A 14,848-nucleotide genomic window follows, 5' to 3' on the forward strand; every position below is an offset into this window, starting at 1 on the left:
ATGATAGAAGAAGAATTATGTAGAAAAAATACATGATTCAGCAGATGGCCCGGCCTCTGCCTTGTTATTAAAATCTTGCTGCAAGCCGAGGGATGATACTATGAAATTCAGCAACGATATTTTAAGTTATATTCATGAAGATGGGAATCGGGCGGCAAATCTTGAACCTGTCATTTTCGACCTGATTTTTACACATATAAAAGATATGGTCTTTATCATGAAGGTAGAAGAGGGCCCTGTGTTCCGTTACTTATTTGCCAATAAGTCAGGGATGAGGATGGCTGGAATAACAGAGGACGCTATCGGAAAAACCTTCCAGGAAGCCCTTCCGGAGGAAATTTCCTCCCAGCTTCAGCGAGAATATAAAAAAGCATTATTAAATGGCGGTTCAACAACTGTTTTTGACAGCGCTTCCGTATCAGGTGGAGAATTGTTCTTCGGAGAAACCCTTTTATCGCCTGTTAGTAGCGCGGATGGGAAAGTCAGCTATATTGTCGCCATAACCAGGGATGTTACTGATTACGTCAATGAAAAAAATAATATTATTGAAAGTGGCCAGAGGTACCGATCCATTGTGGACAATAATATGGATGCGATTTTTTCTATATCGATGGAGGGCAGGATTCTGGAGGCCAATCCAGCCGCAGCAAAATTAACCGGCTACGAAGAAATGGAATTGTTGACTTATTCCATCTATGACCTTGTTTCGGACGCTGATTTTTCGAGCTTTGCAAAGCTTGTTGAAAACACCGGAAACGGAATGGCTTTGGAATCAATGGATTGCCGATTTAGCCATCGTAATGGCCACCCGCTGACCTTACATATTAAAACAGTCCCCATCATCGTATTTGGTGATATAAAGGGCATTTACGTTATTATTCGAGATATTTCAGAGCAATCAAAAAATGTTGAAATGATTAAATACATGGCGTTCCATGATCAGTTGACAGGTCTTTTGAACAGGAGGGCCTTGCTTGATAAGCTGAACGAACAGCTTTTTTCTCCCGAGCGTACCCGAAAGGAATTCGCGCTGATTTCAATTGATCTTGATCGTTTCAAATATTTGAACGACTCACTGGGCCATCTCGTCGGGGATGAAATTTTAAAAAAAGCTTCGAGCCGTCTGCTTGAGTGCCAAAATGAACGCTGTTTCGTATACAGGCAGGGAGGAGATGAATTCATTATCCTCTTGCTTGAAACGAGCAGGAAAGCTACGGCATTCTTTGCTCAGAGAATATTGTCAATGTTTAAACGGTCGTTTTATTTTAATTCCCAGGAATATTATATTTCACCCAGCATTGGAATCAGTATGTATCCAAACGATGGAAAAGACGCGGAAACCCTTCTGAAAAACGCCGACGAAGCACTTTTTAGAGTGAAAGATAGAGGCAGGGCGCATTATCAATTTTACCGTACCGAAATGAATTCAACGGTAACAAACTTTCTTGCCATTGAGACACATTTACGGAAAGCAATTGAAAAAAAGGAGCTTTATTTACACTATCAGCCTCAGATTGACTTGGGAACCGGTAAAGCAAGGAGTTTCGAAGCGCTTCTCCGCTGGAATTCAAGTGAGCTTGGTGCTATTTCACCGGGAGTCTTCATTCCATTGGCAGAGGATAGCGGGCTGATTATTTCAATCGGAAATTGGGTCATTGACCAGGCTTGCAAACAAATCCGTGCCTGGAATCGAAAAGGGTATACCGATTTCAGGGTCGCCGTCAATATTTCTCCGAAACAGCTTCAGCAGCCCAATTTTATATCTTATTTGAAAAGTGCGCTGGAAAAGCATAATGTCCAACCATCGAGCCTTGAGGTAGAAATAACGGAGGGTTCCATGCAGAATAAGAACGAAGCGGCACCTGCCCTGCAAAGTATTAAAAAGCTTGGGGTGACAATTTCGGTAGATGACTTCGGAACAGGCTATTCATCGCTGAGTTATTTAAAGCAATTTCCGATTGATGTACTGAAGATCGACCAATCTTTTGTGAGGGACATTATCGGGAATGAAAAAGACGCAGCCATTGCTTCCGCGATAATCCATCTTGGAAGAAGCCTGGGGGTCGAGGTGATAGCCGAAGGTGTGGAAACCTCTTTGCAAGCTGAATTTTTGACGTCCGAAGGATGCCATAAAGCGCAAGGCTACTTCTTCTCCAGGCCGGTGTCCCCCGAAATAGCTGAGGAACATTATCTAAGGCATCCAATCGGAATTTATCTGGAAAATACCTAAATAAAAATCCTTTATCCGCAAAGATAAAGGATTTTTATTTTTCTTTCTTACGATTATTTAAAGTGAAAACAGTCAGCTCCGGCTTGGACAGAAACCGGCAAGGCAGCCTGGTTGTGCCAAGGCCACGGTTAACATAAAGCTTCAGGGGCTGTTTGCCTTCTACAGTATAGAAACCTTCGTGGTACTTTTCAGCATAGGGTGGCTTTACAAGCGCGCCAAAAAAAGGGATTTTGATTTGTCCGCCATGGCTGTGGCCGCTTAGTTGGAAATGGATATCGTACTGGGCGGCATCATCCGCCAAGTCTGGTGCGTGGGAAATTAAAATAGTATAGGCATTAGCCGGGATATTCCGGATAGCCTTATCAATGTCTGGCTGACCAAGCATGGCATCATCGATTCCGGCTAAATAAATTGAATGCCCCTTTTTCGATATGGCGGCATGTTCGTTCAGAAGCATACTGAATCCTGATTCAGCCATTACCTTTTTATACATTTCAGTTCCATATCCCCCGTGGTCATGGTTGCCGTAAACTGAAAACTTCCCCAAAGGTGCCTTTAATTTTTGCAAAATCGGAACAATCTTTTCAATTGCATGGTATTTATTGGGCTCATCCATTAAATCGCCGTTAAAAATAATAATGTCAGGCAGCAAATCATTTATTTTTCCAGCCAGACTTTCAAGCTGGTCCAATGTATATTGAAACCCTATATGCGTGTCACTGAATTGTACAATCCGAATACCGTTTAGCTGGTCCGGGATAAGCGGATGAGATATGTTCAAGGATTGAATATCAAGAAGAATGGGTTCTATCTCCTTAGCGTAAAAATAACCGCCAGCGCCAAGGCCAAAAATCCCCGCGCCTGCCCCAAGGACCGTTTTAATAAAAGATCTCCGTGTTTGTTTTTTCATCACAATCCCCAGCCTGTCATGTTAACTTTCTTAAACAGTATATGTGCCTATGTTTAATACTAGCAAATCAAAAATGAGAAAAGAAGCTAATACAGTAAGACAAAGGGTTATTTTTCGAAAAACAATTCCAGTATGTGCTAATCTGGATGTAACAGTACATTTGGAGGTGCGGGGAATGCGGGGCAAAACGGTCATCGTGACAGGCGGTTCTAACGGGATGGGCAAGTACATGGCGAAGACTTTTAAAGAAGCTGGAGCAAATGTGGCTATAACGGGAAGATCCCAAGAGAGGCTGTTAAAAGCCAAAACGGAATTAGAATCAGCTACTGGGCGGATTCTGACGATTGAAATGGATGTCAGGAAACCTGAGGATGCAGCCAGGATGGTTAAGGCAACGCTGCAGGAGTATGGGCAAATTGACTTTCTGGTTAACAACGCTGCTGGAAATTTTCTTTGCGCTGCTGAAAAGCTTTCTCCTAACGGATGGAAAACAGTCATTGATATTGTGTTGAACGGAACCTTTTATTGCAGCAGTGAAGTGGGGCGGTACTGGATTGAGAAAGGAAGAGAAGGCAGGATTATTAATATGGCTGCCACATATGCCTGGGGCGCGGGAGCGGGGGTCATCCACTCGGCAGCGGCAAAGGCAGGGGTTTTGTCTATGACTAGGACGCTCGCCGTGGAGTGGGGCAGGAAGTATGGAATCCGGGTGAATGCCATCGCGCCAGGCCCAATTGAACGGACAGGAGGGGCGGAAAAGCTGTGGGAATCCGAAGAAGCGGCAAAAAGGACAATTGACAGTGTCCCTCTTGGCAGGCTTGGACAGCCAGAGGAAATAGCGGATTTAGCACTTTATCTCTTATCAGACAAGGCATCTTATATTAATGGAGAATGCATCACTATGGACGGAGGCCAATGGCTGAACCAGCATCCATTTTAATTTGGATAAAGGCCGGATAATAGGTCCAGTTTTAAAATTTGTCGTTAAAAGGCAGCGAGAGGTGATCCACTCGCTGCCTTTTGTGTTGGTTTTATAGAGGAAAATGTCCGCCTGGGTTGGATAGCAAATGAACGGGTAAATTGTCTTCCATGGGTCTTCCGCCCTGTTTTTTTTCATAATACGGATGGGTAGGTTACATAAATGAAACATAGGGTAAAGAATAACATATCTGCTTTGTCAAATTATGCGTTTATTTTTCGAATTATTTCGCATTATTTCGTAATGGAGCCTTTAAGAAAAACACGAATTATAAAGAGGGAAATAGGGGGAGAGATTATGAAAAAAGCCATTATGCTAATTTGTGCTTTCATCATGTTTTTGCCAATCCACTCAAAGGCTGAAACGGCCAATTCAGGAAGAGACGAAATTTTCGCCGCTCTTAGAGGAGGATTTGATGCCCAAGTATCTCTGAGTGAGGAACCCAGGACAAAGCAGGAAATAAAGGAGATTCTTAATCCATTCTTTACCGATGATTATATCGGCCTTTTCTGGGAAGAAAATGTCGTGGAGGAAAACGGTAAATATGTGACATATGGCTCTGATTTTGCCCAGTATTATATTCCGTTTTACAATTTTTCCGAATCCACTGAGGTTGTCCAAGAGGGGAATAAGGCCTATGTGTTCGAATTTTTCCCTGAAAGCACCGAAGGGCCAGTCGGATATGATAGCCATTATGAAGGCTTGTTACTGACAAAGGAAGACGGAAACTGGAAGGTATCCCGGTATTTATATAATCAAATTCCTGAATCAGTCCTAAACAAATCTGCAAAACAAGTCAAGACGAAAAAAGCGGCTGCTTTAAAGAACCTTTCTTCAGGTGAAGAATCAGAACTAAGTGGAGAAGCGGAAGCGGCTTCGCTCCAATTCCAAATGGGTATGAATCCCATCTCTAGCTTGTTCCAATATGCAGCTTTTCTTGGTTCAAATGATGCTGGCGCACTGGAAAACCTACTGAATAGCGGAAGCGAACAATTGGCTCTAGAAAACTGAATTCCAGGCCCTCCGTTAACAAGCGGGCGGCTTTATTCAACAAAAAATTTTCAAATCAATTAGTTTTTACTTGTATCTGACTGCAAACTTAATTTATGCTGTTAATATTGGCAAACAAGGCCGGGGCCATTTTTATGAATCCTGGTGTCTTTTATGGATAGAAACATGCTTGTAGAGAAATCTAATAGCATAAGCTTGTTTGTGTTTGAAAGGAGAGAAAGTATGTCACAGCTACAAGGGATCATTACACGCTTAAAAAATTTGCAGGAGCAGTCCGGCAGCGGTGAGCCTGCACAGCGGTATTTCGAAGTGAATGGTGAAAGAAAATGCCAGGTTACATTCCATCCAAAGACCGAAACCTTTGAACTGGAAGTATATAATGACAAAGAAAAGCCAAAACGCTATCAATTCGATAATATTGACATGATAACGATCGAAATTTTTGATTTGATTCAATGAATGCACGAAGGAACCTAAATTGGGTTCCTTTTTCCTTTCAGTTTTCATATAGTAAATAAGCCAACAGTATGAAAATCTGTGTTAAAATATAAATGGTGTACAACAAAATTGAGGAGTATTCGCAGATGATTAGTCTTCATAGTGGTGAGTTTTTGGAAAATAGCATTAAAGATTTAATGATTCCTTCCGAGCGGGTTGCCCATGTCCAGGTGGGAAATAATCTGGAGCATGCACTTCTTGTGCTAACAAAATCGGGCTATACCGCCATTCCGGTCCTCGATCCTCATTACCGGCTTCATGGCCTGATAAGTACTAGACTTATTATGGATTCAATTCTTGGCCTGGAGCGGATAGAATTCGAGAAACTTGAAGAAAAACGTGTGGAGGAAATTATGGATCGCGCTGTGCCAAGGGTGAATGTGGACTCTTCCATCAGCCGATGCATCGAATTGCTGATTAACAATCCTTTTTTATGTGTGGAATCCGGCGATGGATATTTCGATGGGATATTGCCAAGAAGCACGGTATTAAACCAGTTGAACAAACATTTAAAGAAATTGAATAAAAATTAACAGACAATATGGCTCCCGGCTGGGGGCTGTATTGCTTTCATGGGAAAGTTATTTGATGAAAGAGGTGCAGTTAGTGGAAGAGGCTTTAAATGCTAAATTGAAGGGCAAGAGGACGAAAAGGCCTCTTGTCCTTGCGGCTGTCATGCTCGCCATGTTTATGGGCGCAATCGAGGCAACAATTGTATCGACGGCGATGCCCGCAATTGTTGGCGAGCTGGGAGGTTTTTCGCTTTACAGCTGGGTATTCTCGTCTTATTTATTGATGAATTCTGTAACCGTCCTTATTTATGGTAAACTGGCTGATTTATTTGGCAGGAAACCCGTTCTGCTGTTTGGGCTAACCGTATTTATGACAGGATCGATTTTGTGCGGCTTCGCTGAATCGATGCATATGTTGATCGTATTCAGGCTCATCCAGGGATTCGGGGCAGGGGCTGTCATGCCGATTGCGACCACAATTGTAGGCGATATATACAACACAGAGGAAAGGGCTAAAGTACAAGGCTATCTTTCCAGTGTATGGGGCATCTCCGCAGTCATGGGACCAGCGATTGGAGGATTCCTTGTCGAATACGTCAGCTGGCATTATGTCTTCTGGGTCAATATCCCGCTGGGCATTCTATCCATGGCCGGCCTCTGGTTTTTCCTTCATGAGAAGGTTGTGAAGAAAAAGCATGAAATAGATTATCCGGGCGCCATACTGATCACCATTGGAATATCCTCCCTGATGTATATATTGGTTGAAGGAGGGCATCGCTTTAGCTGGACTTCACTTCCCGCGTTCCTGTTCTTCTCAATCAGCATGGCCGCCATCGTGCTCTTTGTTTTGCAAGAGAGACGTGCAGCCGAACCAATGATGCCTTTTTCCATCTGGAAGGAGAAATCGATATTTATCGCAAATATCGTTTCCCTTACGACCGGTGTCATGCTTATTGGAATTTCAAGCTTCCTTCCGGCTTTTGTCCAGGGCGTCATGGAGCAATCGCCAATTGTCGCCGGTTTTGCCCTGACAGCTATGTCAATTGGCTGGCCTATAGCCTCGGCCTTTTCGGGAAGGCTGGCATTGGCCAAAGGTTATCGGTTTACTTCATTGCTCGGCGGTGTGTTCCTGGTGGCCGGCGGAGCCATCTTTGCGACCATGACACCGGAAGCCGGGCCGATATGGGCGGCGGGCGGCTCATTTATGACCGGGGCCGGGATGGGGCTTACCTCTACAGCATTCATCCTGTTGATCCAGGGAACAGTCGGCTGGCAGCAGAGGGGAATCGCCACTGCATCAAACATGTTTATGAGGAACCTTGGGAATACGATTGGCGCGGCACTATTGGGAGGTATCCTGAACAGCCGCTTTGTCTCTTATTTGGAGAAGAATGGGACAAGCAGCGGCGAAGGCCCGACATTGGAGACAGCCAACACCCTATTAGACGCAAAAGAGCGGGCGACACTTCCCGCGGAAACAAAGTCCTTGCTGCAGGAAGGGCTGACCGCTTCCCTTCATACTGTATATTTGGGTGTTCTAATATTCGCGGTGCTGAGCATTATCTTAATTTCATTTTTGCCGAGAAAAAAATCTTCTTAAAGTCCGGGTGGGATTTACCCGGTCTTTTTTCATTGTTTAAGAAAATTTCTAAACTGGTTAGGATGCGTTATAATATAAGAAAAACTTATGGAGGAAAAGGAATGTCCTCTTTGTCAGAATTTCATTTGCTTTCTGTATTGGCACAGGAAATGAATATGCGGAAAGCAGCAGAACGTTTATTTGTTTCACAGCCCGCATTGTCACAGCGGCTTCAGTCCATCGAAAAAGACTGGGGAGCCAGGCTTTTTGTCCGATCTCAAAAAGGGCTGACCCTCACACCACAGGGAGAAGAAGTAATCAGATTTGTCAATCTGGTGCTGAAGGAGGAAGAACAGGTTAGGGAATCCATCCATTCCATGCAATCAGAAGTGGCGGGAACGCTAAAGATTGCTGTTGCGACCATTGTGGGCCAGCACTGGCTGCCGAAGGTGCTCAAAAAGTTCATAGAACGCTATCCACAGGCAAAAATATCCCTTGTCACAGGCTGGAGCAGTGAAATTCTTAAGTCGCTTTATGACCAGCACGTCCATATCGGCATCATTCGCGGGCTTCCAGAGTGGAAGGGAAAAAAGATCCATCTTTTTGAAGATCGACTTTTTTTGGTCGACAGGGAAATATCCAGTATGGAAGAGGTCGTAAAAACCGACCGCCCCTTTATCCAGTTCAAGAGTGATTCTAATTACTTTCAGGAAATACAGGAATGGTGGCATAGGCAATTTAATTATCCTCCCAAAAGGACAGTCATCGTCGATCAGATTGAAACATGCAAGCAAATGGCAATCAACGGGATTGGCTACGCAATCCTGCCTGAAATCACCTTGAACGGTGAGGAGACCGATATTTTTAAACTGCCTCTCCTCGATCAGGATGGCCGCCCGATTAAACGGGACACATGGCTGCTTGGCTATGAATCTGCCTTTGAGTTAAAGCAGGTGAGGGCGTTCACGGAGCTTGTTTCCCAGTACATACAGGAAGGCCGTTAATATTTCTTTTCCTTGTTTTCGGCTTTGCAGTTTGATAAAGTATTTTTTAAACTGAAACACAAAAATGGAGGGGTTAGGATGAAGATGATGGACGCAAACGAAATTATTTCTTATATTCAAAATGCAAAAAAATCTACACCTGTAAAAGTATACATAAAAGGGGAACTCGAAGGGATTGATTTCGGAGATGCGAAATCATTTGTTTCTGGAAATACCGGCGTCATTTTCGGTGAATGGTCGGAAATAAATCCTGTCTTGGAAAAGAATCAGGCGAAAATAGAGGATTATGTAGTAGAAAGCGACCGTAGGAATTCAGCCATTCCAATGCTGGATACGAAAAACATCAAAGCAAGAATAGAGCCTGGCGCGATTATTCGGGATCAAGTTGAAATTGGCGACAACGCGGTCATTATGATGGGTGCTGTAATTAACATAGGTGCTGTGATCGGCGAAGGAACAATGATTGACATGGGGGTTGTTCTTGGAGGCCGGGCGACAGTGGGCAAGAAATGCCATATTGGCGCAGGAACTGTCCTTGCAGGCGTCGTAGAGCCGCCGTCGGCAAAACCAGTCGTAATCGAGGATGATGTCGTCATTGGAGCGAATGCTGTCGTCATTGAAGGTGTGACAGTAGGCAAAGGGGCCGTTATAGCTGCTGGTTCTGTTGTCCTGAGCGATGTACCGCCAAATACGCTTGTAGCTGGCATGCCGGCAAGAGTCATCAAGGAAATCGACGAAAAAACCAAATCCAAAACTGAAATCATGGCGGAACTCCGCCAGCTTTAATCACCTGGAAAGCGCGGAGAAATCCGCGTTTTCTTTGATTTTCGCCACCCGACATCACTAAGAATATAAACAAAGAATATAAACTAAGAATTAGGGGGAACAGTGCTTGAATCCTTTTGTGAAAATTCGCCGCGATTTGCACCAAATTCCGGAACTTGGCTTTCAGGAATATAAAACACAGGCATATCTGTTAGAATTTTTAAATTCCCTGCCCCAATCGAGGCTGACAATAAAGGAATGGAGAACAGGTTTATTTGTTAAGGTTCATGGCTCCAATCCTGAAAAAATGATTGGCTACAGGGCTGATATCGATGGCCTGCCAATATCAGAAGAAACAGGCTACCCGTTTTCTTCAACCCACCTCGGAAGGATGCACGCGTGCGGACATGATTTCCATATGAGCATCGCCCTTGGCCTTATCGATTATTTTACGAAAAATCCGATAGCAGATGATTTGCTGTTTATTTTTCAGCCGGCAGAAGAAGGCCCAGGTGGAGCCGAGCCAATGCTCCAGTCGGAAATCATGAAAGAGTGGCGCCCAGACCTCATCCTCGCCTTACATATTGCACCGGAGTATCCAGTAGGAACTGTTGCGATGAAAGAAGGCCTTCTTTTTGCCAATACATCCGAGCTGTTTATTGAACTTTCAGGGAAGGGAGGCCATGCTGCCTTTCCTCATCATGCCAATGACATGGTCGTTGCGGCCTGCCATCTTGTCGGTCAGCTGCAGACAATCGTTTCGAGAAATATTGATCCTCTTGATAGTGCAGTCATCACTATTGGAAAAATTACAGGGGGAACAGTCCAAAATGTCATAGCGGAAAGAGCCAGGCTTGAAGGGACAATCAGGACCTTATCCCCTGAATCAATGACAGCTGTAAAGAAGAGAATTGAGGCCATTATCAGTGGGATTGAAGCCGGTTTTGAGTGCATGGCATCGATTGATTATGGTTCCATGTACCATCAGGTCTATAACAACCCGGCATTGACAGAGGAATTCATTTCGTTTGCGGAATCTGTCGAAGGAGTGGAGACAGTGCGCTGTAAGGCTGCCATGACAGGGGAGGATTTCGGGTATTTGCTGAAAGAAATCCCTGGTTTTATGTTCTGGCTCGGAGTCAATTCCCCGAACGGGCTCCACCATTCCGGCCTCATGCCAGATGAGGGCGCGATACCTGCCGCCATTCATCTTCTCAGCCAATACATTACCTTTAAATCTTCTTAAGATGGCAGAAGTCAGGCAAACTAATACAGTTTTTTATTTCGACATGATACACTGGTAATCGGGACATAATTTGATTAATTTGGGGAAAAATGGGGCAAACCAATAAAGGCCGGTTTCTTTAGTGTTAGGCTCAGCTAAAGGTGAATGTAGATATTCGAAGAAGTTGATTGGAACGGAGGGGACTGACTCCTGCGGGATGCAGCGGCACGTGGAGACCCCACAGGCGTCTAGGACGCCGAGGAGGCTCCACGGTCCGCCCCGCGGAAAGCATGTCCCCGGAGTGGAAATCAATAATCAAGGATAACTGAGTCTAGTGTTAATACTAATTATTTTTTAAAAGTTATTCTTTGATTGGTTTGACTACAGGAAATGCTTGGCCTATAATTGTCACTGTGAAAGGGATAACGATACTTGCCACCATCCCGAAATACTTAATTTGGAGGGATCATCATGCCAGAACGCATGGTAGGAAAACAGGCGCCGCGCTTTGAAATGGATGCGGTCATGCCTAACAAGGAATTCAAGAAAGTCAGCCTTGAAGAAAACATGAAAAACGATAAGTGGACAGTGTTATTTTTCTACCCAATGGACTTCACATTCGTTTGCCCGACTGAAATCACTGCTTTATCAGACCGTTATGACGAATTCGAAGACCTTGATGCGGAAGTAATTGGCGTATCCACCGATACGATTCATACGCACCTTGCCTGGATTAAAACTGACCGCAAGGAAAATGGCCTTGGCGATCTCAACTATCCACTCGCTGCAGATACAAACCACATTGTATCCAGGGACTATGGCGTCCTCATTGAGGAAGAAGGAATTGCTTTGCGCGGTCTGTTCATCATCAGCCCTGAAGGCGAAATGATGTACTCTGTTGTGAATCATAATAACATCGGCCGTGATGTCGATGAAACACTCCGTGTTCTCCAGGCGCTTCAAACAGGCGGACTTTGCCCTGCAAACTGGAAGCCTGGCCAAGAAACCCTAAAAGTATAATCACACTTGGCGCTTCGGCGGAAGGTGAATTTTCAACCAACGATAAGACCTAACCAACTCAAATGTTAGGTCTTTTTTTCGCAAAATTAAAACCTGAATAGGAGGGACCAATATGAAATTGCGTGAACCCATGCCCGAATTGGCCGGTGCTGTCGAATGGCTGAATGGTGAAGTAACCCGGGACGAATTGATTGGCGAAAAACCGACCCTCATCCATTTTTGGTCGGTCAGCTGCCATCTTTGCAAGGAAGCGATGCCTCAAGTAAATCAATTCCGGGATAATTATAAGGATAAACTGAATGTAGTCGCTGTACACATGCCACGTTCTGAAAACGACCTGAACATCGAGGATATTAAAGCGACTGCGGCTGAACATGAAATTACCCAGCCAATCTTTGTCGATAGTGAGCATAAGCTGACTGAAGCTTTTGAAAACCAATATGTCCCGGCATATTATGTGTTTGACAAGGAAGGAAAGCTGCGCCATTTCCAGGCAGGCGGCAGCGGAATGAAGATGCTTGAAAAGCGTGTTAATCGTGTCCTTGATGAAATGGATAAGACGGAATAAGGAATTATAGGGCTGGCTGTTGCCGGCCCTTTTCTTTTGCCACAAACATCCACCCGATCCGTCTAATAAGTAAAGAAATAGTTGGGAGTGTGGTGGTATGTTGAGATTAAGGCATTTATTCTTAATTTTTGTATTGGCCCTAGGTGCGATGTTAGGTGCATGCAGCTCGGACAGCCATTCAGGGGATGGCAAAAAAGCAGTAGAATCAATGGATAATAGTTCGGCAGGAGAATTAGGTAATTCCGCGGGCAGTATAGGAGATTCTTCTGCGGACAGAATGGAAGGCGAAAATGGTCCCGAAACCCAAGCGGGAAATCCCACTCAATCAACGGATAGAAAGGTCATACGCCAGGCTGAATTGCATGTGAGGGTAAAGGATTTTAACGAGGCGCAAAAAACACTCGAAAGTAAGGCGGAGCAATTTGGCGGATTTATCGTTAATTCTACTATTTCGCGAGATGGGGACGAACAGACGAGCGGAACGATCACAATCAGAGTCCCCGCTTCGAATTTTGAGGCTTTTTTGCACGAGGCAGAAGGAGAAGCTGCTGAAATATTGGAGAGAATTGTCCGCGGTGAGGACGTAACGGAACAGTACGTGGACTTAGCATCAAGGCTGAGATCGAAAAAGGCCGTTGAGGCAAGGCTGCTGGAATTTATGAAAAACGCGACGAAAACGGAGGATCTCCTTCAAATCTCTTCCGACTTGGGAAAAGTTCAGGAAGAAATAGAACAATTGACAGGAAAGATCAAATACTTGGAGAATCAAGCTTCAATGTCAACGATCACTGTTAATTTGTTTGAAAATAAACTCGTTGCAAAGGGTACGACACCAAGCGAATTGAATACTTGGGAACGGACAAAGAAGCAGTTTTTAAGCAGCTCCAACTTTCTGTTATCATTTTTCTCAGGGTTGATTGTCTTTATTATTGGCAATCTTCCAGTTTTCGTTACTCTTACGGCTATAGTGCTAATTAGTTTCCTTTTCATTAAAAAAGTGGTAAAAAGAAAGGGAGATGAAAAATTGAACAGCTAGTAAATAATCCGGCTTTTGAGCCCGGCCACTAAAGCGGCCCGTTTTTTACGGGCCTGCTTTATTATTTTCACGCCTTTTGCTCGTTTTTTCACAATATGCCGGCTGTTCTGAATATGTAATTTTTGGAGGGAATCTATTTGGTACTTGACAGTGTAATGCTCAGCCGGATGCTGACATCGATGACCCTGGGATTTCATATTATTTTTGCCACCATTGGAGTTGGGGTTCCGGTACTTATTTCTCTGGCAGAATACATAGGCATTAAAAGGAAAGACGCGCATTACATTTTGCTGGCCAGAAGGTGGGCGAGGGGTTTTACAATTACGGTAGCAGTTGGGGTTGTAACAGGAACGTGTATCGGGCTGCAGCTTTCCTTGCTATGGCCAAGCTTTATGCGGATTGCCGGCCAGGTAATCAGCCTGCCGCTTTTCCTGGAAACCTTCGCGTTTTTCTTTGAAGCTATTTTTCTGGGAATCTATTTATATACATGGGACCGGTTCAAAAAGCCAATTTACCATTGGCTGCTTTCCATTCCGGTTATCATCGGATCCTCGGCCTCCGCATTCTTTATTACGACTGTAAATGCCTTTATGAATACACCCCAAGGGTTTGAACTCAAGAATGGAGCGATTGCCTCAATCGACCCAATCAAAGCCATGTTCAACCCGGCAACGCCGTCAAAAGTATTCCATGTCCTTACTTCGGCCTATATGACTTCCGCTTTCGTCCTTGCGGCTATTACTGCCTTCGTGCTGCTGTATGGAAAAAGGACGGAGTACCACATCAAAGCGCTAAGGCTTACAATGGCGGCGGGGCTTATATTTTCGCTAGGGACCGCAGTTGCGGGCGATATATCGGCAAAGTTCCTGGCAAAGGCCCAGCCAGAAAAGCTTGCGGCGGCGGAATGGCATTTTGAAACTAGCAAAAATGCCGACCTGATTTTATTTGGGACGCTCGATGAAAATAACGAGGTCAAAAATGAAATTAGATTGCCAGGCATGCTGAGTTTCCTTGCAGGCAGTTCCTTAGATACAGAAGTGATCGGCCTTGACCAAATCCCGAAAGATGAACAGCCGCCGCTTTGGATCCACTATTTATTCGATCTGATGGTTACGATTGGCATGTTCGCGACTTTTATTTCTGCTGTATTTGTATTCCTGTGGAAATGGAAGGGCAATCCGTTCAATAAGCCGCTGCTTTGGGCAATTGTCGCATGCGGCCCGCTTTCCATCCTGGCGATTGAATTTGGCTGGATTTATGCCGAGGTCGGCCGCCAGCCATGGATTTTAAGAGGCTATATGAAAGTCGCGGAAGGTGCCACGACTGCGGATAATGTCGGGCTTACATTCATTATGTTCCTCATTCTTTATATTGTACTGGGCATTATGACCGTTGTCGTCCTTACCAGGATGTTCCGGAACAGGCCTGCTGAAGAAGAACTGGCAAAACGCTATCCAGCCGGATTCTGAACTGGATACCGGCCAAAACGTGCGACATAAGGAACAATCTAA

Annotated in this window: 14 protein-coding genes; 13 read left to right on the forward strand and 1 reads right to left on the reverse strand. The window is 44.6% G+C overall.

Annotation, left to right across the window (positions count from 1 at the left end):
* The first annotated feature begins 100 nt into the window (after window positions 1-100).
* On the forward strand, window positions 101-2,230 hold the full coding sequence (locus BN1002_RS07130; protein ID WP_082036170.1) for a sensor domain-containing protein: 2,130 nt from the start codon (window positions 101-103) through the stop codon (window positions 2,228-2,230).
* Between the two features lie 34 nt (window positions 2,231-2,264).
* Here the strand turns inward: BN1002_RS07130 and BN1002_RS07135 are convergent, their stop codons facing one another.
* Window positions 2,265-3,143 (reverse strand): metallophosphoesterase, encoded by an 879-nt coding sequence (locus BN1002_RS07135; RefSeq protein ID WP_048824316.1) that lies wholly within the window; start codon window positions 3,141-3,143, stop codon window positions 2,265-2,267.
* Window positions 3,144-3,315: 172 nt separating this feature from the next.
* Here BN1002_RS07135 and fadH point away from each other — a divergent pair, with 172 nt between their 5' ends.
* The 12 genes from fadH (at window position 3,316) to BN1002_RS07195 (ending at window position 14,806) form a co-directional block, all read left to right on the forward strand.
* Window positions 3,316-4,080, forward strand: coding sequence for a 2,4-dienoyl-CoA reductase (gene fadH, locus BN1002_RS07140; RefSeq protein ID WP_048824317.1), 765 nt, complete (start codon window positions 3,316-3,318; stop codon window positions 4,078-4,080).
* A gap of 336 nt (window positions 4,081-4,416) precedes the next feature.
* The gene (locus BN1002_RS07145; RefSeq protein WP_048824318.1) at window positions 4,417-5,130 is read left to right on the forward strand and encodes a DUF3993 domain-containing protein; all 714 of its coding nucleotides are present in this window, start codon (window positions 4,417-4,419) and stop codon (window positions 5,128-5,130) included.
* 222 nt (window positions 5,131-5,352) lie between these two features.
* Window positions 5,353-5,589 carry a YkuJ family protein gene (locus tag BN1002_RS07150; protein WP_048824319.1) on the forward strand — a complete coding sequence of 79 codons (237 nt, stop codon included), beginning with the start codon at window positions 5,353-5,355 and terminating at the stop codon, window positions 5,587-5,589.
* Between the two features lie 125 nt (window positions 5,590-5,714).
* Window positions 5,715-6,161: a cyclic-di-AMP-binding protein CbpB gene (gene cbpB / locus BN1002_RS07155; RefSeq protein WP_048824320.1), complete on the forward strand. Its 447-nt coding sequence runs from the start codon at window positions 5,715-5,717 to the stop codon at window positions 6,159-6,161.
* 55 nt (window positions 6,162-6,216) lie between these two features.
* Window positions 6,217-7,740: an MDR family MFS transporter gene (locus BN1002_RS07160; protein ID WP_048827818.1), complete on the forward strand. Its 1,524-nt coding sequence runs from the start codon at window positions 6,217-6,219 to the stop codon at window positions 7,738-7,740.
* 101 nt (window positions 7,741-7,841) lie between these two features.
* The gene (locus BN1002_RS07165; RefSeq protein WP_048824321.1) at window positions 7,842-8,723 is read left to right on the forward strand and encodes a LysR family transcriptional regulator; all 882 of its coding nucleotides are present in this window, start codon (window positions 7,842-7,844) and stop codon (window positions 8,721-8,723) included.
* Window positions 8,724-8,801: 78 nt separating this feature from the next.
* Entirely contained in the window at window positions 8,802-9,509 is a 708-nt protein-coding gene (dapD, locus tag BN1002_RS07170) for a 2,3,4,5-tetrahydropyridine-2,6-dicarboxylate N-acetyltransferase (RefSeq protein ID WP_048824322.1), read from the forward strand.
* 106 nt (window positions 9,510-9,615) lie between these two features.
* Window positions 9,616-10,734 carry an N-acetyldiaminopimelate deacetylase gene (locus tag BN1002_RS07175; RefSeq protein ID WP_048824323.1) on the forward strand — a complete coding sequence of 373 codons (1,119 nt, stop codon included), beginning with the start codon at window positions 9,616-9,618 and terminating at the stop codon, window positions 10,732-10,734.
* A 450-nt stretch (window positions 10,735-11,184) separates the two neighbouring features.
* Window positions 11,185-11,733, forward strand: coding sequence for a peroxiredoxin (locus BN1002_RS07180; protein ID WP_048824324.1), 549 nt, complete (start codon window positions 11,185-11,187; stop codon window positions 11,731-11,733).
* 112 nt (window positions 11,734-11,845) lie between these two features.
* Entirely contained in the window at window positions 11,846-12,301 is a 456-nt protein-coding gene (locus BN1002_RS07185) for a TlpA disulfide reductase family protein (RefSeq protein ID WP_048824325.1), read from the forward strand.
* Between the two features lie 97 nt (window positions 12,302-12,398).
* Complete coding sequence (locus BN1002_RS07190; RefSeq protein WP_231574995.1) at window positions 12,399-13,337, forward strand: DUF4349 domain-containing protein; 939 nt, start codon at window positions 12,399-12,401, stop codon at window positions 13,335-13,337.
* A gap of 137 nt (window positions 13,338-13,474) precedes the next feature.
* Window positions 13,475-14,806: a cytochrome ubiquinol oxidase subunit I gene (locus BN1002_RS07195; RefSeq protein WP_148362743.1), complete on the forward strand. Its 1,332-nt coding sequence runs from the start codon at window positions 13,475-13,477 to the stop codon at window positions 14,804-14,806.
* Window positions 14,807-14,848: the final 42 nt, after the last annotated feature.

Origin of the sequence: Bacillus sp. B-jedd (assembly GCF_000821085.1) — a bacterium.
GTDB lineage: Bacteria > Bacillota > Bacilli > Bacillales > Cytobacillaceae > Bacillus_D.

Coding starts and splice junctions, on each gene's coding strand:
- BN1002_RS07160 (WP_048827818.1), top strand. CDS start 6,217: ATGAAAGAGGTGCAGTTAGTGGAAGAGGCTTTAAATGCTAAATTGAAG.
- BN1002_RS07190 (WP_231574995.1), top strand. CDS start 12,399: ATGTTGAGATTAAGGCATTTATTCTTAATTTTTGTATTGGCCCTAGGT.
- BN1002_RS07145 (WP_048824318.1), top strand. CDS start 4,417: ATGAAAAAAGCCATTATGCTAATTTGTGCTTTCATCATGTTTTTGCCA.
- fadH (WP_048824317.1), top strand. CDS start 3,316: ATGCGGGGCAAAACGGTCATCGTGACAGGCGGTTCTAACGGGATGGGC.
- BN1002_RS07185 (WP_048824325.1), top strand. CDS start 11,846: ATGAAATTGCGTGAACCCATGCCCGAATTGGCCGGTGCTGTCGAATGG.
- BN1002_RS07165 (WP_048824321.1), top strand. CDS start 7,842: ATGTCCTCTTTGTCAGAATTTCATTTGCTTTCTGTATTGGCACAGGAA.
- dapD (WP_048824322.1), top strand. CDS start 8,802: ATGAAGATGATGGACGCAAACGAAATTATTTCTTATATTCAAAATGCA.
- cbpB (WP_048824320.1), top strand. CDS start 5,715: ATGATTAGTCTTCATAGTGGTGAGTTTTTGGAAAATAGCATTAAAGAT.
- BN1002_RS07130 (WP_082036170.1), top strand. CDS start 101: ATGAAATTCAGCAACGATATTTTAAGTTATATTCATGAAGATGGGAAT.
- BN1002_RS07150 (WP_048824319.1), top strand. CDS start 5,353: ATGTCACAGCTACAAGGGATCATTACACGCTTAAAAAATTTGCAGGAG.
- BN1002_RS07180 (WP_048824324.1), top strand. CDS start 11,185: ATGCCAGAACGCATGGTAGGAAAACAGGCGCCGCGCTTTGAAATGGAT.